The organism is Mucilaginibacter aquatilis (genome assembly GCF_009755275.1).
GTDB lineage: Bacteria > Bacteroidota > Bacteroidia > Sphingobacteriales > Sphingobacteriaceae > Mucilaginibacter > Mucilaginibacter aquatilis.
Map to the genome: position 1 here is coordinate 655,869 of NZ_WQLA01000002.1, position 21,500 is coordinate 677,368.

Genomic DNA, 21,500 nt, shown 5'->3' on the forward strand with positions numbered 1-21,500 from the left:
TGAAGAATGCCTTGTATTATAGGCAAATAACATAGTAACAGATTGGAAGTTAAAACGCCTTCGCAAGTTGGCCTTGTGCTAGTATTGAAATGAGGAAGCTATTAGTTGGCATATGGTTGTTATTGCTTGTAATAGCAATAGGTGGCTTGTTTTGGTATAACGAATACCGTTACACTTTGCCCACCCCTGTGCCTGTAAATTACAAGGCGGTAAACAGCGGTACGCTAATCAAACTTCCAAACGGTATAAAACGAGCCAACGCCAGGCCGGTACTGCTTCATTTTTTTAATCCTGATTGTCCATGTTCGAGGTTCAACCTTAAGCATGTAAAATCATTAATAGCACAATACGGTAACGAGGTTGATTTTGCCGTTGTGCTTGTTACTAAAAAAAAAATTACACAACAAGAGGTGCAGCAAAAGTATGATCTTAATGTGCCGGTATTTAAAGATGCCGCACTTGCTGCAGCCTGTGGCGTTTACTCAACGCCTCAGGCTGTAATCTTAAATGCCAAAAACCAATTAATGTACCGTGGTAACTACAATAGCAGCCGGTACTGTACCGATAAAAAAACCGAATATGCCCGTATGGCACTAACCGATGTGTTGCAGCATATGCCGGTGGCAACGTTGCCTATGGCAACTAAAGCATACGGATGCAGCCTGGCAGAAAATTTAAAAGCAGAAAGAAATGTCCAATAACGAATATCAGGAAAAACTGAGCGCGGAAGTCAAGAAGCGTTCTGACAAGCTTATGGACTATTTTCTGATTGCTTATGCGGCGGCAGGAGTTGGGCTTTCATTATATTATGATACGCTGAGCATGGCACTGTGGATAACCACGCTATGCCTGTCGGCTTATTACAGCGTTAAGTATCTTTTACCAAAGTCAAACCTATACCAATACGTATTGAGTGCTGTTTTGGGCATTTTTATGGCGCAATTTATATACCAGATGCATGGTATGTTTGAAATGCACTTTTTTGCATTTATAGGTAGCGCTGTACTAATAACTTATCAAAACTGGCGCTTACAAATTCCTATGCTCATTGTAGTAGGCATACATCACGCTACGGTTGGGTATTTACAGCATATAGGGGTTAATGGTGCCTACGTTACGCAGGTCGATGATTTGGATTTGCAGACTATTATTATTCATTTATCGCTTACCTGCGTTATATTTTTCATAAGCGGACTTTGGGCTTACCAGTTAGATAAATACGGGAGAATACAAGTTAAACAGGCTATTGAACTGGGCGAACTGCATAAAGAGGCTATGTTAAATATGGAGCGTCAGCGTAATGCTGAAGCGCTTGCTTTATATAATGCCCAGCTACTGCAAAAAAATGAAGAACTCGAGGTTGCACACCGCGAGGCCGAAGAGGCACGCGAAGAGGCGGTAGCTGCGCAGGAAGAAGCCATAGCTGCACAGGAAGAGGCTATTGATGCCAAGGAAGAGGCAGAAAAAGCTAACCAGGCAAAAAGTATTTTCCTGGCAATGATGAGCCATGAAATACGCACGCCTATGAACGGTGTAATAGGCATGTCTGGTTTATTGGCCGAAACAGCCCTTACCGATCAGCAACGCATGTATACCGATACTATTAACAATTGTGGTGAAAACCTGTTGGTGTTAATTAATAACATACTCGATTTTTCAAAAATTGAGGCCGGTAACATGGAGCTGGAGCGCGAGGATTTCAACTTACATTATTGTATTGAGGACGTGCTTGATATATTTGGCAAAACGGCATCACAAAAAGGTATTGAACTGGCTTACCTGGTTGATAAGCGCGTGCCGGCCCAAATTGTGGGCGATAAAGTAAGGTTGCAGCAGGTGCTTACTAACCTGGTAGGCAATGCACTTAAATTTACCAGCTATGGCGAAGTTATAATTAAGGTAGAGCAAAGCGAACCCGAAGATGCTTACGGCGAAATTGAACTTAGGTTTGAGGTAAAAGATACAGGAATTGGCATTCCTCCCGAAAAAATTGACCGCTTATTTAAGGCGTTCACCCAGGTTGATTCATCAACTACGCGTAAGTACGGTGGCACAGGTTTGGGTTTGGTTATATGCGATAAGTTGGTGAAGCTTATGGGAGGCGATATAAGCGTTTGCAGTAAAGACCGTAAAGGATCTACGTTTACATTCAGCATCAAAACTAAACCGGGTGTAAAAGTTCTACAAACTATTATAACTCCACTGATGTTAGATCAGGCCGGCAAAAAAGTTTTGGTGGTGGATGATCATGCCATCAACCGTAAAATTTTAAAAGATCAGCTTGAAAATTGGAAGCTGAAACCGGTAATTGCCAAATCGGGCATGGAAGCCATTGAATTAATGGCCAATCAGCTTAATCCCGATTTGATTATTACCGATGCTCAAATGCCTGATATACATGGTGTGCAGTTGGCAGAAAGTATCAAAAAGCAGTATCCGGCTATACCTATTATCCTGCTTAGTTCAATAGGGCATGAGCATGCTCGTGAACATGGCAAACTGTTTACCTACGTACTTAATAAACCTATAAGGCAGGATGATTTAAACCGTTACGTATTCAATAGCCTATCTGTTAAAAGTCAGCAAAATACCGAGGAGAAGGTTACTAAAAGCCGCCTTAGTATCGACTTTGCACAACGTAACCCGTTGAACATATTAGTTGCTGAGGACAACAAGATAAATCAAAACGTTATTAAGCACATTTTAAGCAAACTGGGCTATCAGCCTCAAATTGTTGAAAACGGACTGGAAGCAGTTGCTGCATGTCGTTCAGCTAAATTTGATTTAATACTGATGGACATGCAAATGCCCGAAATGGACGGACTGGAGGCTACTACAGTAATACGTAAGGCATTTGGTGCTCAGCCTGTAATTATTGCGCTTACAGCTAATACTATGCAAGGCGACCGCGAAGAATGTTTACTGGCAGGAATGAATGATTATATAAGTAAACCGGTAAAAACTGACGAACTAATGGATAAACTGCAACAATGGTATGCTTTTTTACAACACACAACTGAGAGCATGAGTGCCGGGGATACTATTGAAGATGCTGTATAAAGGCTTTATTAGTCATTATTAAAAGTAAAATGCCGTTTCAACTTGAAGAATAATCTACTATAGATTTCTCATTAAGTTGAAACGGCATTCGTTTATTATTGCAGGTTGTGGCTTTATTTCACATCAACTACTGCTAATGGGTCCATATCCGTATAAACCTGGTTTTCTCCGGCCATGCCCCAAATAAAGGCATAGTTGCTGGTTCCGCAACCAAAGTGTACGCTCCATGGCGGAGATATTACAGCATCATGATTTTGCATTACCAAACTTTTAGTGGCTTGTGGTTCGCCCATGAAGTGGAACAAGCGTTGGTTCTCTGGTAGATCAAAGTAAAAGTAAACTTCGGTACGGCGGGTGTGCGTATGCGGCGGAATTGAGTTCCAAACGCTGCCCGTTTCAAGCACAGTTAAACCCATTACTAGCTGGCAGCTGCGTATGCCATCAAGGTGAATGTATTTGTAAATAGTACGCTTGTTTGAGGTAGTTATATCGCCTAACTGAACCGGGGCCGCTTCTTCTTTAGTCATTAAGCGGTTTGGATAGTTGGCGTGCGCCGGGTTTGATAACAGGTAGTATACCGCCGGGTTCTCAGCATCAACACTTTTAAAGCTTACATCCTTAGTGCCTTTACCAAGGTAAACGCAGCTCATTTTTTCAACATTATAGGTAACGCCGTCTGCAACAACAACACCGCTGCCACCAACGTTAATTATGCCGATTTCTCTGCGCTCCAAAAAGTACTCGGCACGCAATTCAGGATGATTATCTAAAGTTACTTCGGTATTCACCGGCTTTACGCCGCCAACAATGGTACGGTCGTAATGTGAGTAAACGGTGGTTAATTTATCAGCCTGCATCAAATTCTTTACCAGGAACGACTCGCGTAGTTCCTCGGTAGTCATGCGGCTTACTTCTTTCTTACTATGTTCAAATCTTATTTCCATTACAATTAGTTTGTATGTTTATTATAAAACCTGTCATTTTGAGGAATGAGAAATCTATTACTATTGCTTAGCTTATCGCTTTGAAAGATTTCTCCTAATTTCAAAATGACAAGAGTGTAAAGTTGAAATTAAAAGGTGTTGGCTCTTGACTCTGAGGCTTATCTTCCCATCCAGCCGCCGTCAACGGTAAGCAGGTGGCCTGTTACATAGTCGCCAGCTTTTGATGCCAGGAATACTGCCGGTCCTTTAAAGTCTTGTGGTTCGCCCCAGCGGCCCGCCGGTATACGGTCAAGTATGCTTTTGCTGCGGTCTGGGTCGTTACGCAAAGCTTCGGTGTTATCAGTAGCAATATAGCCTGGGGCAATACCGTTAACGGTTACTCCTTTTGAGGTCCACTCGTTGGCTAATGCTTTAACAAGGCTGGCTAAGGCACCTTTGCTTGCTGCATAGCCAGGTACATTTATACCACCCTGGAAGCTAAGCAACGAACAGGTGAAAATAATACGGCCACTACCTTGCTCAATCATGTGTTTTCCAATTTCACGAGCAAGTATAAATGGTGCGTCAAGGTTCAATGATAACACATTGTCCCAATACTCATCAGGATGCTCGGCAGCAGGCTTACGCATAATAGTGCCTGCGTTATTTATCAAGATATCTATGCGCGGGTTCTCGGCCAAAAGCTTATTTACAAAATCGTACAGGCCCTCGCGGTTGCCAAGGTTAGCCTGGTAAGCTTTAAACTTGCGGCCCAGTGCAGTTACCTCTTTTTCAACATCACTGCCCTCTAAAGCAATTGAGCCCGATACCACAATAATATCAGCACCGGCTTCGGCTAAACCAATAGCCATACCCTTGCCAATACCTTTGTTACCGCCGGTTACCAGCGCAGTTTTACCTGTAAGATCAAATAAATTTAATAAATCGCTCATTATTTATGTATGATGATATGTTGTTAGTTGAAAATTATGTTACCGGGGGTTTTACCGCCTGGCGCGCCAGTAAAATCCATTGCCCTTTAACTTTTTGAAATACCAGTATTATCCAAAGTTTTACATTGCCGGGGGCTTTACCTTTATCGGCTGTTGCACCCGCCAAGGTATGGCGTACAATAGCTGTATTGCCCGAAACAGTCACTGTTTGATCGGTAAAATCCAGGCTGGTAAAATCAGTTTCGCCGGTTAAAAATGAATGTAAAAATTCCTGTTTGTTTTGAATTTTTCCGCCTGAGTGTCCAAACGTTAACTTGTCAGACGCCGCGGCCGACAGGCGGGCACTATCCGGATCAAGCATAAGCTTACGCAGGCTTTCTACCGTTTCCTCAACCTGCTTTTTTGCGTTTACCTTATTTTTCTTTTGAGCTTTCAGCGTTGTTGCTGTGCTTACCATTAGTACAAAGGCAAGTAGTGCCAGCTTTGTGTTTTTCATAGATTAATAACGGTATAATTGAAAGTAAAACGTGTTGTTAACTTGTATAATACGATGCTTTGCAAATGTAATGCGTTCTTTTATAGATAAAACCATAAAGTGATTTTTATTTAGCCTTTACCCGCCGTTTAAATAAAAGAAATTTTGCATACGTAAGCAAATCAGCTACTTTTGCGTTTAAGAAATTAAACATTGCTATGTCACACCACGAAGAAGATAAATCAAACGATCAGTACTATTATATTGTAGCTCTTTTAGCCGGCTTATTTGTTGGTTTTATTGTTGATAGAGGTGCTATTTACATCCCTATTGGTGGTATATTGGGATTATTAACTGCTGCCTTATTTATCAAGTTTTTGGTAAGAGGCCGCCACGATGTATAATTCCGACCAGGAGAAAGAATTACCTTCATTTATAAAAAACTGGAACCAGTTTTACGGTATCATTATCGTATGGCTGGTTTTTTTAATTTTTGTATTTTGGCTCATCACTATTTATTTTAGATGAGTGTAATTGACTGGATTGTTTTAGCGGTTACGCTGCTTGTAATTATTGTTTACGGCATATACAAAAGCAGTGGCAGTAAAAACCTCAATCAGTACCTGGTAGGAGGGCGTTCATTGCCCTGGTATCATATCGGGCTTTCGGTTATGGCTACCCAGGCCAGCGCTATTACCTTCCTTTCGGCACCCGGGCTTGCCTATTCAGACGGGATGCGCTTTGTGCAGTTTTACTTTGGCTTACCATTAGCCATGGTAGTGCTTTGCATAACCTTTGTACCCATATTTCATAAGCTAAAGGTTTATACCGCTTATGAATACCTCGAGCAGCGCTTTGACTTAAAAACGCGGGCCTTAACGGCATGTTTGTTCCTTATACAAAGAGGATTATCAACAGGTATAACCATTTATGCACCATCCATAATACTTTCGGCTATTTTACAAATTAATGTAGTGTACACTACGCTATTTATTGGTACACTGGTAATTGTATATACGGTTTGGGGTGGTACTAAGGCTGTGTCGTATACACAAATGCTGCAAATGAGTATCATATTTGCCGGTATGTTTCTGGCTGGAGTGCTGGTGGTGATGATGCTTCCGGATGGGGTTCATTTTAAGAACTCGCTGCAAATAGCAGGTAAGTTAGGGCGCGTAAATGCAATAGACTGGAAGTTTGATGCAAAAAATCAATACAGCGTTTGGAGTGGTTTAATTGGTGGCTTCTTCTTACAGCTATCGTATTTTGGTACTGATCAAAGCCAGGTTGGGCGCTATTTAACAGGTAGCTCGGTAGGGCAAAGCCGTTTGGGTTTACTCATGAACGGGTTAATAAAAATTCCCATGCAGTTCCTTATACTGCTTATTGGTGTTTTAGTATTTACCTTTTACCAGTTTAACCAGCCGCCCATGTTTTTTAACAAAAACGAGGTAGACCAGGTGAAGAAAAGCCGTTATGCCACTCAATACCATGCGCTTGAAAAGCAGTACGCCGATGCTTTTAAACAACGTAAAGAGGCTGCCACCGAGCTAACGGAAGCGCTTAATACAAATAACAATGATGCTATTTATTTTGCCGAAGGCAGGCTGCATGCGGCGCAAGCTCAAACGGATACCTTGCGTAACCGTGGCATTGCACTAATGAAGCAAAATAATAAGCTTGCCGATGTAAACGACACTAATTACGTCTTTCTTAATTTTGTAACTCATTACCTGCCACGTGGCTTAATTGGCCTGTTGATAGCCATTGTATTTCTGGCTTCCATGGGTTCAACAGCCAGTGCGCTTAACTCGTTGGCGTCAACTACCGTAATTGACATTTATAAGCGCGTAATTAATAAAAACGCCACCGATGGGCAGTATGTAACAGCATCGCGTTTAGCTACTGTTTTTTGGGGTATTGTTTGTCTTTTGATGGCGTTGTACGCAGGGCAGTTAGGCAACTTGCTCGAAGCGGTAAACAAACTGGGATCCTACATTTACGGTGTAATATTGGGTGTATTTGTAGTCGCCTTTTATTTAAAAAGCATACGTGGAAATGCTGTATTTATAGCCGCTCTCTTTGCAGAGGTTATTGTAATATACTGCGGCTACACCGAAACAATGGCTTACCTTTGGCTAAATGCAATAGGCTGTTTAAGCGTCGTTTTGCTTGCGTGGCTGGCAGATACTTTGCTGCCAAAATCTTCAGCTGATAGCCTAGCTTTGTAAGAGCCATACCTGCTACACTTTCCTAAAACTTGTAAATAAAAAAAGCTCCAACTAATCGTGGAGCTTTTTTATTAAGTAAGCTTGATAGTTTGCAGTTTGTATTAAGCGTTAAAAGCTTTCAATCCGTTTTCAATACGTTTAATTGCTTCCTCTTTTCCAAGCAGGGCAGCAATATCAAAAACATGTGGGCCAAATTTGCCGCCAACAAGCATTATACGTAATGGCAACATTGCATCGCCGGGTTTCAAGCCCTTTTCGGTTAACAACGCTTTAAAGTCGGCCTCAAGAGTGGCGGCATCAAAAGTGCTGCTTTGATTTAGGTGGTTAATGAACGCATCAAACAAATCTGATTTCGCTTCATTCCATTTCGGTTTTACTGAGGCCAGGTCGTATTCTTTAGGTTGCTTAAAAAAGTACCAGGCATGCTCATATGCATCATTAAGTAATACAATGCGGTCTTTTATTAATTCAATAACAGCGGTAAGGTAAGCGTCATTAGCAACTTCAATGCCTTTGGCCGTTAACACAGGTTTTATTTCGGCGGTTAAACGTTCGGGTGCTAATTTCTTTATCCATTCGGCGTTGTACCATTTGGCTTTTTCAAAATCAAACTTTGCACCCGCTTTGCTAATGCGGTCCATCGAAAACTTTTCAATCAGCTCATCAAGCGTGAATATTTCCTGGTCTGTACCGTCGTTCCATCCAAGCATGGCTAACAGGTTAAGGAATGCCTCAGGCAAGAAGCCTATTTCGCGGAAACCTTCAGTTAAATCGCCGGTTTTAGCATCAGTCCAGTTCATAGCATAAACCGGGAACCCTAAACGTGCACCATCGCGTTTGCTTAACTTACCGTGTCCGTCGGGTTTCAAAATTAATGGCAGGTGTGCCCATTGTGGCATATGCTCTTTCCAGCCCAAATATTCCCATAACAAAAGATGCACAGGCGCCGACGGCAACCATTCTTCCCCTCTAAAAGCATGCGACATTTTCATCAGGTAATCATCAACCACCACTGCAAGGTGATAAGTTGGCATACCATCAGCCTTAAGCAAAACCTTGTCATCAATAGTATTGGTGTCAAAGCTTACGTGCCCGCGTATCATATCATTAAATGATATGGTTTCGTCTTCCGGCATTTTTATACGTATTACATGCGGCGTACCTGCATCAAGCAGCGCATCAACCTCATGTTGTGATAGCGAAAGAGAATTACGCATTTCATTGCGGTAAGCCATACCATATTGAAAGTTTGGAATGGTACTACGCTTTTGCTCCAGTTCTTCGGGCGTATCAAAAGCATAGTAGGCATAACCATGCATAACCAGTTTTTCGGCATATTCACGGTAAAGCGGTTTACGTTCACTTTGGCGGTAAGGGGCGTATTCGCCACCATGCAGTGGGCTTTCGTCGGGTATAAGGCCACACCATTTAAGGCAGTCAACTATGTATTCTTCGGCTCCCGGTACATACCGTGTTTGGTCGGTATCTTCAATACGTAAAACAAAGGTGCCGTTGTTTTTTTTGGCAAACAAATAATTAAACAATACGGTACGTACCCCGCCGAGGTGTAAACCACCTGTAGGGCTTGGCGCAAACCGTACCCTTACTTTTTGTTGTAACATAAGGGCAAATATAAGGAGTGAGCAAGTGAATGCGTTAATGAGTAAGTGGTTAATTACTGATGTATTACAAATTTATTATTGCAGATGCCTTTAATACAGCGGGCCTGTTTCGTGCTAAATGGAAGCGTTTAGTACATCATGAAACAAAATCATCATTCGGGGCATTATTAACGGACTTATCTACTAAGCAACTAAAGAACTATATTTGGGCAACTCATGAGCAACCCGTACCAACGAAAAAAGCGCTGGAAATACCTGTTATTGTTTTTTGCCGTGTTAATTGCAGGCAGTTCTTTGTTGTATACACAATATCTGGCAAAAAATATTGCCACCAGCGAACGTACGCGTGCACAGGTTTGGGCGCAGGCCATGAAGCAGGTTTTCAAAACTGTTGACGAAGATCATTTGAATTTCGTATTTGTTGTACGCGATAGTCTTACCGTACCGGCAATAGTAACCGATGATAAAGGCGATTTTAAGTTTGCCCGTGGCCTTGATACCACCAAAACATTTATTGAAATGCCACCCGAGCAGGAGAACGGCAATAAAAAACAGCCCGTTTATGACATAAAGTATTTTGAAAACGAACTTGCCATAATGAAGGCCCAGCACGAGCCCATTAAGGTAAAAATGGATATACCCGGTTTGGGAGAAACATTTTGGCTGGTTTATTATAAAGAGTCGGTGCTGCTTAGCCAATTGCGTGTGTTTCCCTATGTGCAGTTAACCATTATTGCCATATTTTTAGGCGTTGCTTATTCGGCGTTCAGCTCATCGCGTAAATCTGAGCAAAACCAGGTATGGGTAGGCTTGGCCAAAGAAACGGCGCATCAGTTAGGTACGCCTATATCATCATTACTGGCGTGGATTGAACTTTTAAAAGATAAGTTTAATGCAGAGGAAGACCCGCTGATTGCTGAAATGAGCAATGATGTTAAACGTTTAGAGATAGTGGCCGACAGGTTTTCAAAAATTGGTTCAAAACCAGTTTTGGAGGCACACTCTGTGTTTGAAGTAATTAATGATTTTGTTGATTATTTCCGCATCAGGGTTACTGATAAAATAACGTTTGAAGTCACCGGCGATCGCTATCTTAAAGCAGGCATAAATATTCCGCTGTTTGACTGGGTAATTGAAAACCTACTTAAAAATGCAGTTAATGCCATTGAAGGTAAAGGCAGTATTAAGGTTGATATTTTGGCAAGCAAGGCCCGTAACCAGGTTTATATTGATGTTACTGATACGGGTAGAGGTATTCCACGCTCCAAGTTTGTTACGGTTTTCAGGCCGGGGTATACTACACGTAAACGTGGCTGGGGGCTTGGCCTTTCATTAACCAAGCGCATGGTTGAAAACTACCACAACGGGCAAATTTTTGTGAAAGACTCGGAAGTGGGAAAAGGCACTACCTTTAGAATTATACTCAGAAGCAGAGAAGAATGATAACGCAACCTCAGCCCAGCGAATATGCTCCATTTTATGCCGGGTACGTTAACGCGGCAATTGCTGGCGGAGACATTATTCAAACACTTATCCGTTTAAAATACAGTACCTATAAGCTGTTTACTTCTGTTGACGAGCAAAAGGGAAATTACGCCTACGCACCGGGCAAATGGACAATTAAGCAGCTTTTAAACCACATGGTTGATGCAGAGCGAATATTTGCGTTCAGGCTGCTATGCTTCATGAGAGGGGATAGCACAGCACTACCAGGGTTTGATGAAAATGCCTATGTTGAACAAAGCGATGTAAGCAACCGTACGCTGCAAAGTATTGCTGCAGAATTTAAAGCCGTGCGCGAGGCTAATATATATCTATTTGAATCGGTTAAAGATGATCAGCTGGCGTTTACGGGCGTAGCTAACGGACAGCCGGTTTCAATTAGAGCGTTACTCTATATAATGGCAGGACATGAAATGCATCACATTAATATTATCAAACAGCGATAACTGTAAACAGCAAAAAGCCTCCTCGTATTAAGAAGATGCTTACTTGCTTTAAAGAAGTGCGGTTACAGGCTTTCGTTGTCTTCTACGTAAATTGATGGTTTGCCCTTGTCAATGGTATCACGCTTTTCAATTACAAATGACAGGAATAAACCTATGCCTCCAAAAATTGCTATAAGGGCAAAGTAAATTGCAGGGCTATCTGATTTTGATGTTTGGAAAACCGTTCTGTCTAATAAAAAGGCTAAAAATAATCCTAAACCTGTTCCTATTAATAGCAAACCCCACTTCAAGTTTTGGTAAGGTGCTGATTGTGGCTTGTATCTGCGTGGGTCCATACCGCGTTCAATCATGGCCATTTTTTCGCGTTTGTGTAGGTAAACAATTCCAAAAATCATGGCAAACATGCCAAGTGGAACTAAAATAGGGATCATTAATGCTAAGGTGCCGTCCATGGTATTTAAATTTAAATTGTTTGTTAACGTTTATGTTTCCTCGCCAACTGCGGCGATTTGTATACTATGACCACACGATTTTTAAGGAGGTTACACCAATTTCAAAAATTTTCTAAATATATTTTATGGATTATCACAGGCTGAGTTTGCATTGCCGCTTAGTATACTATTAATGCTATGGCACACCCTAACTGTATTATTAATATTTTTATCGCTTCAGGTGTAACCTCTTTAGATAACATGTGGTCATAGGTGTTGTAAATGCAAAGCAAGCTTTCAGATATCGAGTTAATAGAGCAAACATTAAGTGGCAACCAATCAGCCTACGCTGATTTGGTTAAGCGCCACCAGCGGTTTGTATTCACGCTGGCTATGCGTTTTACTAAAACCCGCGAGGACGCCGAGGAGGTTGCGCAAGACAGCTTTGTAAAGGCTTACCGATCATTGCAAAACTTTGAAGGCCAAAGCAAATTTACCACATGGCTGTACAGTATTGTTTATACCACTGCCATGACATTTTTGCGTAAGCGAAGGTTAGATACATCATCAATAGACGATGAGAATAATTTTATACAGGTTGAAAACCAGAACGCAGGGTTTGAAAATAACCTTGCCGAGAACAAATCAAGGTCATACTATTTAAATAAGGCTATTGAGCAATTGCTACCAGATGATGCCACTATTATTACATTGTTTTATAAAGGCGAACAATCATTAGAAGAAATTGCGCTAACTTTAGGTATTGAGCCTAACAACGTTAAGGTTAAACTATTCAGGGCCCGCCAGCGTTTAAAAGAAAAGCTAGAAGGCTCATTAAAACATGAGGTGAACGAGTTGTTATGAGGAATTTTGAAGAACAATTGTGGAATTATGTGGACGGAACCTGTACACCGCAGGAACGTGAGGTTATTGAACATTTGATTGCCACTGATGAAGCCTACCGGTTAAAGTTTGAAGAAATTAAGGCATTTAACCTCGAATTGCAGGATATAGAATTAGATGCGCCATCTATGGCTTTCACCTATAATGTGATGGAACAGGTACGGGCAGAGGAAGCTCGAAAGCCACTTAAGTCTTCTATTAATACTATGGTTATTAAGGGTATAGCTGCGTTTTTTGTATTAACTATAACCACACTAGTGGTAATAGCTTTAGCAAATGCAAACTGGTCGGCTGGTGCCGCAAATCAAATAAGTGTACCTACTATCCGTGCATCAGAATTAAAAAACTTATTTAGTGGCAATGTGCTAAACGGTTTCCTGTTTTTTGATTTGGTACTGGCACTTTACTTTTTTGATAGCTACCTGCGTAAACGTAAAATTATTGAAGCGGTATAAAATCATTGACACTTTTGTAGTGAAAAAAGTACAGTAAATTGGCACTCATAAATGTTGTAACATTTAAAATTATAAAGGCTGAGTGAAAGTGCCTAAAAATCAGCAGAAAAGATTTTTAAAAAAAATGTTACACTTTGTTGTAGTTTGGTACAGGAATTGTAATATTGTACACGAATTGGTAAACTTACCAATTTAATTGTGATAAGGTTTAGGTTGAAAGTCCCCCGGTGCAAGACTGGGGGGCTTTTTATTTTTAACCGTATTCTGAACATTGAGTTACTGCGTTATACAACACTTTGTATATTTGACTTGATAAGATTTAGAATATGAAAAAACTTTACACCCTTGTTTGCATAGCCTTGGCCTTAGGTGGCGCAACAACTGTGCAGGCTCAAAACGGCTTAAAATTGCCCCAGGCAAGTACCGCACAAACATTAACCCAAGAGTTCGGTCTTGGAAAAATCACATTAAATTATTCACGCCCTAATACAAAAGGCCGCAAAATATTTGGCGCATTGGAGCCATATGGTGCTGTTTGGCGTACAGGTGCTAACTCTGCAACAACAATTACCTTTACCGATGAGGTAATGCTTGAAGGCCAAAAAGTTTTGCCGGGTGAATACGCATTGTTTACTATTCCTGATGCTAAGGAGTGGACCATTATATTAAACAAAGCTGCCAAGCAATGGGGCGCGTATGAATACAAACAGGCAGAAGATGTATTGCGAGTTTCAGTAAAGCCTGCAAAATCTGCAGCTTTTACTGAAACTTTTACAGCCCAGTTTGCCAACGTGGCAGCTACCACCGCTGAATTGGTTTTGGCTTGGGAAAACACGGCGGTAACGGTTCACTTGAAAACCGATATTGATACCCGAATAATGGCTAATATAGATGAAGCCATGAAAGGTGATAAAAAACCTTATTTCAGCGCGGCTCAATACTATTTCGAAAACGGTAAAGATTTAAACAAAGCTTTAGAGTGGATGAACGAGGCTGAGAAATCCGCGCCTAAAGCATACTATATAAGATATTGGAAAGCACGTGTTCAACTTAAAAAAGGCGACAAGGCTGGTGCTATTGCTACGGCAAAGCAGGGTGTAGCTTTAGCTAAGGAAGCTAAGAACGATGAGTACATACGCCTTAACGAAAGCATTATTGCACAAGCTAAGTAAGTGCGTTTATATATGACTTATATTTGTACAAGCAAGCTTTACAAATAAGCATTAAAAAGAGAAAGCCGCATTGATTTGCGGCTTTCTCTTTTTAATATATAATGTAGCCAAAAGTTATCCATCTAAAAGGAAAACGAAAAGCTCTTTAGGGCCATGAGCACCAAGCACCAACGTTTTCTCAATATCAGCAGTACGGCTAGGACCGGTAACTGTTGTAATCATACTGGGCAGGTGCCTGCCATACTTATCGCTTATAAGCCTAAATCCGTCTTTTAAATCAAGTACTAATTGCGATGTGTAAGCTAATACAATATGTACAGGCGGGTAAATGCTTAATCTGCGGCCGGCCATGCTTGCATTACTCAACAATATGCTGCCATTACGGGCAACAAGTGCTTCACAAAGCGTAAAGCCTACCTCGGCTTGGTCAAAGTCTTTATCTGTTTCGTAGTATGGATAACCATACTGCTCTAACACTTCTTGCAGGCGCGGTTCCCAACAGTATATTTTATGCCAGTTCCTTTCTTCGGCCAAGTTAAGCAGCGATTCAATAAACTGAATTTCATCCTCACAAAAAACAAATTGCCCTGCCACGGCTAAAAACTCCTCGGCAAACATTACTTCAAGCAAATCATCCTCAGTAGGTGCCGCATATAACGGCTGATCTTCAAGGTTTGGATATGGATTGTCGCGGCGTTCCAAAAGTGCCTTGCGCACCTTTTTTAACATTTTTTCTTTCGAGGTAGTGTTATCCTTCATCATAAAAATAAAAAGCCGCTATTTGCATAGCGGCTAAATATAAAAAGAAATTATATTAATTGTTTTCAGAGGTACCGTCAATACGGGCAGTCTCCGGGTTGGTTACGCTTTCCGGAATGGCATTATTGTCAGTCTCAGGGTTTAAGGCTGCCTCTCCGTTTACAAACTTATCGTAAGTAGTACGGTTGTCAAATGGGCGTTCACCCAGCAATTCCACTAAGTCCTGCTGAAATAATACCTCTTTCTCTAACAGTTTGGCAGCAAGTAATTCCAACCCGTCGCGTTTTTCAGTTAGCAGGTTTTTGGTACGTTGGTAAACGTCGTCAACCATCTGGCGTACCTCAGCGTCAATTAATTCAGCAGTAGTATCAGAGTATGGTTTGTTAAATTGGTACTCGCCCTGCGGATCGTAAAACGACAGGTTACCCACTTTAGAGTTCATACCATATATTTTAACCATGGCATAAGCAAGTTTAGTGATACGTTCCAAATCGCTCAGTGCACCGGTTGATATACGGCCAAAAACAATGTCTTCTGCCACGCGGCCACCCATTGATACCACCATCTCGTCCATTAACTGCTCAGTAGTATGCAGGAACTGCTCCCTCGGTAAATACTGGGCGTAACCTAAAGCGGCAACGCCACGCGGAACAATAGAAACCTTAACCAGTGGATCGGCATGCTCCAGGAACCAGCCAGCAATAGCATGTCCTGCTTCATGGTAAGCAACAATGCGTTTCTCTTCGGGTGATATAATTTTATTCTTTTTCTCTAAACCACCAATTACACGGTCAATAGCATCCTGAAAATCCTGCATATCAACCGATGGCTTGTCACGACGGGCAGCTATAAGTGCAGCTTCGTTACAAACGTTGGCAATTTCGGCACCTGCAAAGCCTGGTGTTTGTGCTGATAGTTTTTTGGCATCAACGCCTTCGGCAAGTTTTAAAGGACCTAAGTGTACTTTAAATATTTGCTCACGGCCAATCAAGTCAGGTTTATCAATTGATATCTGGCGGTCAAAACGTCCCGGGCGTAATAGTGCAGAGTCTAATACATCTGGGCGGTTGGTTGCGGCAAGTATGATGATACCCGAATCGGTACCAAAACCGTCCATTTCAACTAGTAATTGGTTCAATGTGTTTTCGCGCTCATCATTACCGCCAACAATATTGTTTTTACCGCGGGCGCGGCCAATAGCATCAATCTCATCAATAAAGATGATACATGGTGCTTTATCTTTTGCCTGCTTAAACAAATCGCGTACACGTGATGCGCCCACACCCACAAACATCTCAACAAAATCAGAGCCTGAAAGTGAGAAGAACGGCACCTGGGCTTCGCCCGCAACAGCTTTTGCCATTAGGGTTTTACCTGTACCCGGTGAGCCTACTAAAAGAGCACCTTTTGGTATTTTACCACCAAGATTGGTGTATTTTTTTGGGTTTTTAAGGAAGTCAACAATTTCCATTACTTCCTCTTTAGCTTCTTGTAAACCGGCAACATCATTAAACGTAACGTTTATTTGTGCCTCTTTATCAAACAAGGTAGCTTTTGATTTACCAATGTTAAATATCTGACCACCCGGGCCACCACCTGCACCACCACTCATGCGGCGCATAATAAATATCCATAACCCTGCCATTAACAGCAGCATAATAATACCTTGTACCAGCCAGTTTGACAGCCAGCTATCATGCGCAGGTTCAAATTGAATTGGCACCTTGGCATTATCAGGCAAATCTTTTTCGGCAGCTAAAATTGATTGCTTCATGCTATCAAATGAAGCATCAGTAAAGTAAAACTGCGGGTTGTTGGCATTCATGCTCAACGAGCGCTGATTTTTTAGCTTAGCATATTCAGGTTTGTTAAGGCTATCTTTTTTTATGTATACCTCGGCAATAGTACGTTCGCCATCTTTGTAAGCAACAACTTTTTCAACGTCACCGTTGCGTAGCATGTTTACAAAGGCAGGATTAAAGTCAATTTTAGTGCCCGGGCTGCCACCTAATATGTAAGGAACCACCAATAAAGCCAAAATAACAATGGCGTAAATCCACATGAAATTAAAACGTGGTGGCTTTGGAGTAATTTTTCTATTCGGAACCCTTCTGAAACGGGGCTTATTATCTGATTTAGTGTCTTTCATTTTATTTAATAGAGCTCAAACATAACCATCATTGAAATAGATAGATGAATTTAAAAAAGCAGATGGTTAGGCGCTTTTATAATACTTTATCTCGGCGTCTCCCCACAAGTCTTCCACGCCATAAAATTCTCTCTTGTCTGTCTTAAAAACATGCACTACCAGATCAATGTAGTCCAGTAAAATCCATTCGGCATGCTCCAGTCCTTCTTTGCGCCACGGCTCCTGTTGCGTTGCTTTATAAATTTCGTCTTCTATACTGTTGGCAATGGCTTTTACCTGTGTAGATGAATCGGCATGGCAGATTACAAAATAATCAGATACGGAGCTTTTGATGTTTCGCAAATCCAATCTCACTATGTCGTTACCTTTCTTTTCCTGTATGCCGTGTATGGCTAATTCAGATAGGTAGGCAGATTCACTTAACGCTTTGTTTTTTACCATTAAAAACCTTTAATTTTGAACGATTTGAATGTAAGAAATATTATTTAGACTTATATACTTTGCAAAATAACAAATTTTCGGAGGTAATTGTTGCACAAAATTTGGTTACCTTAAAAGAAGTTGACTCAACAAATACATTCTTAAAAAAACTATTGTCAAATACTGAGCCAGTAGAAGAAGGTACAGTCATATTGGCAGAGAGCCAGACTGCCGGTCGCGGTCAGCAGCAAAACCGTTGGTACAGTTCAGCTAATCAAAGTTTAGCGTTCAGCCTGTTGTTACTACCCTCATTTTTACCGCTTGAAAATCAATTCAACCTTATACGCATAGTAAGTTTGGGTGTTTATGATGCTTTGTTTCCATTGATTGGTGAGGCCCTAAAAATTAAGTGGCCTAATGATATCTACATAAACGATTTAAAGTTAGGCGGAATTTTAATTGAGAGCCAGGTGCAAGGCGGCAAAATAAAAAGCTCGGTAGCCGGTATAGGACTTAATATTAACCAGCAGGATTTCCCCGATTGGGTGCCTAATGCGGTATCGCTAAAGCAGATATTACATAAAGATTATGATTTAAAAGCGTTAATGTTTGACATTTGCAGCCATATTGGCCAGTGGTATATTAAACTAAAGGCAGGTAATGAAAGTCAGATAGAGGAAGCTTACCTTAATACCTTGTATTGGTTAAACAAACCCGGAAGCTTTAAGGCTCAAGATGCTATATTTGGCGGCACAATTACCGGCGTAAGTAAAACAGGTTTACTGCAGGTTGATTGTAACGGCGTTACAGCTGAGTATAATTTAAAAGAGATTGAATTTTTAAATAAATAAACCCCTGATGAAAAAGGTATTATTAATGATGGTTGCCCTGTTTTTAACAGTTGCAGCTTTTGCCCAAATTGATGAACCGGTTAAATGGAGCTATGCCGCAAAGAAAATAAGTGCTACCGAAGCTATAGTACTTGTTAAAGCTACCATTGAACCAGGATGGCACATTTATTCGCAGCATATTAAAGAAGGTGGGCCTATTGCCACCACCTTCACTTTTACGCCAGGTAAGGATTATACTCTTGTAGGTAAAACTATTGAGCCTAAGGTGATCAGTAAATATGATGACCAGTTTAAAATGAATATTGGCTTTTTTGAAAACTCAGTTGTTTTTCAGCAAAAAGTTAAGCTTAAAGCAGGGGCAGCTACCGTTAAAGGTAAGGTTGAATTTATGAGCTGTAACGACCGCAAATGCTTACCTCCTGATGAAGTAGCGTTTAATGTAACTGTAAAATAAGGCGCTGTAATAATGAGTATTAAATATAGTCGCCTGTTTTTTGTTGTTATTTTAGCCCTCATTGCAGGGCTAAGCTTTTTTACGCCTGCCGGTCAGGTCAAAGCTGCTGTTTTTCAAAATGCTGATACCGTTTCCACAGAAGGTATTGAATTTACCGATGTTGAGCCTGCTAAGCCTGAGGTAAAAACCGAAACAACTACAGTTAAACCCTCAACAAAAGAAGCTGCAAGCGCAATCACAGCAGTTAAACCTGCCGAAAAGCCTAAAACACTTTGGCAAATATTTATTGAGGGCTTTTTAGGAGGTTTTGCAGCGCTTATTATGCCTTGTATATATCCACTGCTGCCATTAACGGTTAGCTTTTTTACCAAAAAAGCCGGGTCGCGCAGTAAGGGCATTATGCACTCACTTATTTACGGCATATCAATTATTGTAATTTATGTTGCACTTGGCCTAATTATTACGCTAATATTTGGGTCTGATGCTTTAAATGAATTAGCTACCAGTGGTGTATTCAACCTGTTTTTCTTTTTACTACTGGTGGTGTTTGGCATATCGTTTTTGGGAGCATTTGAATTACAGCTGCCAAGCTCATTGGCAAATAAGCTTGATGCCAACTCAGATAAAGGTGGAATTGCAGGTATATTTTTTATGGCCGCTACACTTGCCGTAGTATCCTTTTCATGTACCGGGCCTATTATTGGTTACTTACTGGTAGAAGCTACCTCAAAAGGAGAGAGGCTTGCGCCTATAATGGGTATGCTTGGTTTTTCATCGGCACTGGCAATTCCGTTTACCATATTTGCGTTGTTTCCTTCTCTGTTAAAATCACTGCCAAAATCGGGCGGATGGTTAAACAGCGTAAAGGTTGTGTTAGGCTTCCTGGAGCTGGCCTTTGCGCTTAAGTTTTTATCAGGGGTTGATTTGGCTTACCACTGGAACTGGTTTGACCGTGAAGTATTCCTGTCGTTATGGATTGCATTGGGCTTATTAATGTTTCTGTATCTTATTGGCAAAATAAAGTTTTCGCATGATAGTGATTTGCCTTACTTATCTGTTCCGCGTACGTTTATTGCCATAGGCGTATTAGCATTTACTTTATACATGGTACCTGGTTTGTGGGGCGCACCGTTAAAGGTAATTAGCGGATTTTTGCCGCCTCCGGCTACTCAGGATTTTATGTTGAGTAACGACGGAACAAGTGGTAATCAGATTGCTCAGTCCCCGGCAGTATCTATTAAACAAAAAAAACATGAAAACTTGTTTACCCGTGGTAAGCATGCCGGTTTAAACGAGTGGTATGACATGGAGCAGGCTTTACAGGTTTCAAAAGAGCTGAATAAGCCCGTTTTAATCGATTTTACCGGATGGTTTTGTGCTAACTGCCGTAAAATGGAGAATGAGGTTTGGAGCGATCCGCAGGTACACAAGCGTTTAGCCGAAGATTACATATTGCTTGAGCTTTATGTAGACGAAAAGGCTGAACTGCCTAAAAATGAGCAGCATGTATCTGATTTTAGCGGAAAGACTATCAAAACAATAGGAAATAAGTGGAGCGATTATGAAGCTTCGAAATTTAATGTAAATTCGCAGCCGTATTACGTAATCGTTAATGCAAAAGGCGATGTACTTGTGCCACCACAAGGCGCTAATTATAACGTTAATAATTATATTGAATTTTTAGACAGCGGCAAAGCCGCCTATGAGAAAAACAATGGCAGAGATTAAAAATATTGGTGTTTACACTTCGGGCGGAGATTCGCCCGGTATGAATTCGGCTATACGCGCCGTGGTACGAACGGCGTTATATTATAACCTTGAAGTAACCGGCATACGCCGTGGTTATGAAGGCATGATTACCGGCGATTTGTTTCCTATGGACAGGAAGTCAGTTGCCAACATTGTTCAACGTGGCGGTACCATTTTAAAAACTGCACGTAGTGAGGAGTTCCGTACGCCTGAAGGTCGTCAGAAAGCTTACAAGCAACTTAAACGTTACGGGGTAGATGCCCTGGTAGGTATTGGTGGTGATGGTACCTTTACCGGTGCCAAAGTGTTCAGTAACGAGTTTGGTATTCCTATTGTTGGTTTGCCGGGCACCATTGATAACGACTTACAAGGAACCGATTTTACCATTGGTTACGATACTGCTTTAAATACCGTTGTAGAGGCTGTGGATAAAATTCGTGATACGGCTGAATCACATGATCGCTTATTCATCGTTGAAGTAATGGGTCGTGACTCAGGTTTAATTGCCCTGCGTACCGGTATTGCATCAGGTGCAGAGGCTATCCTTATTCCAGAAACCAAAACTAATATTGAGGCGCTTTATCAGCGTTTAGAGCAAGGCCGTCGTGATAAATCTTCAAAAATATTAATCGTTGCCGAAGGCGATGAAGCCGGTGGCGCTTTTGAAATTGGCCGTTTAATTAAAGAGAAATACCCTAACTATGATACCCGCGTATCGGTACTGGGTCACATGCAGCGTGGCGGTCATCCAACCTGTATGGACAGGGTTTTGGCCAGCCGTGTAGGTGTTGCAGCGGTTGAGGCGTTAATGGCTGGTCATAGCCACGAAATGATTGGTGTTATTAACGGACAAATAGCCTATACACCATTTGAAAATGCAATTAAGCATAATGCCGATATTGACAGTAACTTGTTGAGAATCGTAGATATATTATCACTGTAAA

Annotated in this window: 21 protein-coding genes; 13 read left to right on the forward strand and 8 right to left on the reverse strand. The window is 41.3% G+C overall.

Annotated elements, in window-relative coordinates; genetic code table 11:
• Positions 1–89 precede the first annotated feature (89 nt).
• Together GO816_RS07315 and GO816_RS07320 are read left to right on the forward strand one after the other, a co-directional pair.
• The gene (locus tag GO816_RS07315; protein ID WP_157540691.1) at positions 90–701 is read left to right on the forward strand and encodes a DUF6436 domain-containing protein; all 612 of its coding nucleotides are present in this window, start codon (positions 90–92) and stop codon (positions 699–701) included.
• Positions 691–3,060 (forward strand): response regulator, encoded by a 2,370-nt coding sequence (locus GO816_RS07320; protein WP_157540692.1) that lies wholly within the window; start codon positions 691–693, stop codon positions 3,058–3,060. Before GO816_RS07315 ends, GO816_RS07320 begins: the two co-directional genes overlap by 11 nt.
• A gap of 113 nt (positions 3,061–3,173) precedes the next feature.
• Here GO816_RS07320 and kduI read toward each other — a convergent pair whose 3' ends face one another.
• From kduI to GO816_RS07335, 3 genes are all read right to left on the reverse strand, one after another.
• Positions 3,174–4,004 carry a 5-dehydro-4-deoxy-D-glucuronate isomerase gene (gene kduI, locus GO816_RS07325; RefSeq protein WP_157540693.1) on the reverse strand — a complete coding sequence of 277 codons (831 nt, stop codon included), beginning with the start codon at positions 4,002–4,004 and terminating at the stop codon, positions 3,174–3,176.
• Between the two features lie 158 nt (positions 4,005–4,162).
• Positions 4,163–4,936 (reverse strand): SDR family NAD(P)-dependent oxidoreductase, encoded by a 774-nt coding sequence (locus GO816_RS07330; protein ID WP_157540694.1) that lies wholly within the window; start codon positions 4,934–4,936, stop codon positions 4,163–4,165.
• Between the two features lie 34 nt (positions 4,937–4,970).
• Positions 4,971–5,432, reverse strand: coding sequence for a nuclear transport factor 2 family protein (locus tag GO816_RS07335; RefSeq protein WP_157540695.1), 462 nt, complete (start codon positions 5,430–5,432; stop codon positions 4,971–4,973).
• A gap of 197 nt (positions 5,433–5,629) precedes the next feature.
• Here GO816_RS07335 and GO816_RS07340 point away from each other — a divergent pair, with 197 nt between their 5' ends.
• Entirely contained in the window at positions 5,630–5,815 is a 186-nt protein-coding gene (locus tag GO816_RS07340) for a hypothetical protein (RefSeq protein ID WP_157540696.1), read from the forward strand.
• Positions 5,816–5,935: 120 nt separating this feature from the next.
• Positions 5,936–7,642: a sodium:solute symporter gene (locus GO816_RS07345; RefSeq protein ID WP_157540697.1), complete on the forward strand. Its 1,707-nt coding sequence runs from the start codon at positions 5,936–5,938 to the stop codon at positions 7,640–7,642.
• 101 nt (positions 7,643–7,743) lie between these two features.
• On the opposite strand, the gene gltX is transcribed toward GO816_RS07345, so the two are convergent.
• Positions 7,744–9,264 (reverse strand): glutamate--tRNA ligase, encoded by a 1,521-nt coding sequence (gene gltX / locus GO816_RS07350; protein ID WP_157540698.1) that lies wholly within the window; start codon positions 9,262–9,264, stop codon positions 7,744–7,746.
• A gap of 216 nt (positions 9,265–9,480) precedes the next feature.
• Here gltX and GO816_RS07355 point away from each other — a divergent pair, with 216 nt between their 5' ends.
• Both GO816_RS07355 and GO816_RS07360 read left to right on the forward strand, forming a co-directional pair.
• Positions 9,481–10,707, forward strand: a complete 1,227-nt coding sequence (locus GO816_RS07355; protein ID WP_157540699.1) for a sensor histidine kinase — start codon at positions 9,481–9,483, stop codon at positions 10,705–10,707.
• On the forward strand, positions 10,704–11,213 hold the full coding sequence (locus GO816_RS07360; protein WP_157540700.1) for a DinB family protein: 510 nt from the start codon (positions 10,704–10,706) through the stop codon (positions 11,211–11,213). The genes GO816_RS07355 and GO816_RS07360 overlap by 4 nt, the downstream gene beginning before the upstream one ends.
• Positions 11,214–11,275: 62 nt before the next feature.
• On the opposite strand, the gene GO816_RS07365 is transcribed toward GO816_RS07360, so the two are convergent.
• A complete protein-coding gene (locus tag GO816_RS07365; RefSeq protein ID WP_157540701.1) occupies positions 11,276–11,665 on the reverse strand; it encodes a DUF6249 domain-containing protein in 390 nt (129 codons plus the stop codon).
• Between the two features lie 261 nt (positions 11,666–11,926).
• Between GO816_RS07365 and GO816_RS07370 the strand changes: the two genes are divergently transcribed.
• From GO816_RS07370 to GO816_RS07380, 3 genes are all read left to right on the forward strand, one after another.
• Positions 11,927–12,508, forward strand: coding sequence for an RNA polymerase sigma factor (locus GO816_RS07370; RefSeq protein ID WP_157540702.1), 582 nt, complete (start codon positions 11,927–11,929; stop codon positions 12,506–12,508).
• Positions 12,505–13,002, forward strand: coding sequence for an anti-sigma factor family protein (locus GO816_RS07375; RefSeq protein ID WP_157540703.1), 498 nt, complete (start codon positions 12,505–12,507; stop codon positions 13,000–13,002). The genes GO816_RS07370 and GO816_RS07375 overlap by 4 nt, the downstream gene beginning before the upstream one ends.
• Positions 13,003–13,328: 326 nt before the next feature.
• The gene (locus tag GO816_RS07380) at positions 13,329–14,174 is read left to right on the forward strand and encodes a DUF2911 domain-containing protein (RefSeq protein ID WP_157540704.1); all 846 of its coding nucleotides are present in this window, start codon (positions 13,329–13,331) and stop codon (positions 14,172–14,174) included.
• Between the two features lie 114 nt (positions 14,175–14,288).
• Here GO816_RS07380 and GO816_RS07385 read toward each other — a convergent pair whose 3' ends face one another.
• The 3 genes from GO816_RS07385 to rsfS form a co-directional block, all read right to left on the reverse strand.
• Entirely contained in the window at positions 14,289–14,933 is a 645-nt protein-coding gene (locus tag GO816_RS07385) for a LutC/YkgG family protein (protein ID WP_157540843.1), read from the reverse strand.
• A gap of 55 nt (positions 14,934–14,988) precedes the next feature.
• Complete coding sequence (gene ftsH / locus GO816_RS07390) at positions 14,989–17,082, reverse strand: ATP-dependent zinc metalloprotease FtsH (protein ID WP_157540705.1); 2,094 nt, start codon at positions 17,080–17,082, stop codon at positions 14,989–14,991.
• 66 nt (positions 17,083–17,148) lie between these two features.
• Positions 17,149–17,523, reverse strand: coding sequence for a ribosome silencing factor (gene rsfS / locus GO816_RS07395; protein ID WP_157540706.1), 375 nt, complete (start codon positions 17,521–17,523; stop codon positions 17,149–17,151).
• A 59-nt stretch (positions 17,524–17,582) separates the two neighbouring features.
• Here rsfS and GO816_RS07400 point away from each other — a divergent pair, with 59 nt between their 5' ends.
• The 4 genes from GO816_RS07400 to pfkA are packed head-to-tail and all read left to right on the forward strand — an operon-like array spanning position 17,583 to position 21,499.
• A complete protein-coding gene (locus GO816_RS07400) occupies positions 17,583–18,353 on the forward strand; it encodes a biotin--[acetyl-CoA-carboxylase] ligase (RefSeq protein WP_157540707.1) in 771 nt (256 codons plus the stop codon).
• A 7-nt stretch (positions 18,354–18,360) separates the two neighbouring features.
• Entirely contained in the window at positions 18,361–18,807 is a 447-nt protein-coding gene (locus tag GO816_RS07405; RefSeq protein ID WP_157540708.1) for a protein-disulfide reductase DsbD N-terminal domain-containing protein, read from the forward strand.
• Positions 18,808–18,819: 12 nt separating this feature from the next.
• Entirely contained in the window at positions 18,820–20,535 is a 1,716-nt protein-coding gene (locus GO816_RS07410) for a protein-disulfide reductase DsbD family protein (protein WP_157540709.1), read from the forward strand.
• Positions 20,522–21,499 carry a 6-phosphofructokinase gene (gene pfkA / locus GO816_RS07415; RefSeq protein WP_157540710.1) on the forward strand — a complete coding sequence of 326 codons (978 nt, stop codon included), beginning with the start codon at positions 20,522–20,524 and terminating at the stop codon, positions 21,497–21,499. Before GO816_RS07410 ends, pfkA begins: the two co-directional genes overlap by 14 nt.
• The last annotated feature ends 1 nt before the right edge of the window (position 21,500 follow it).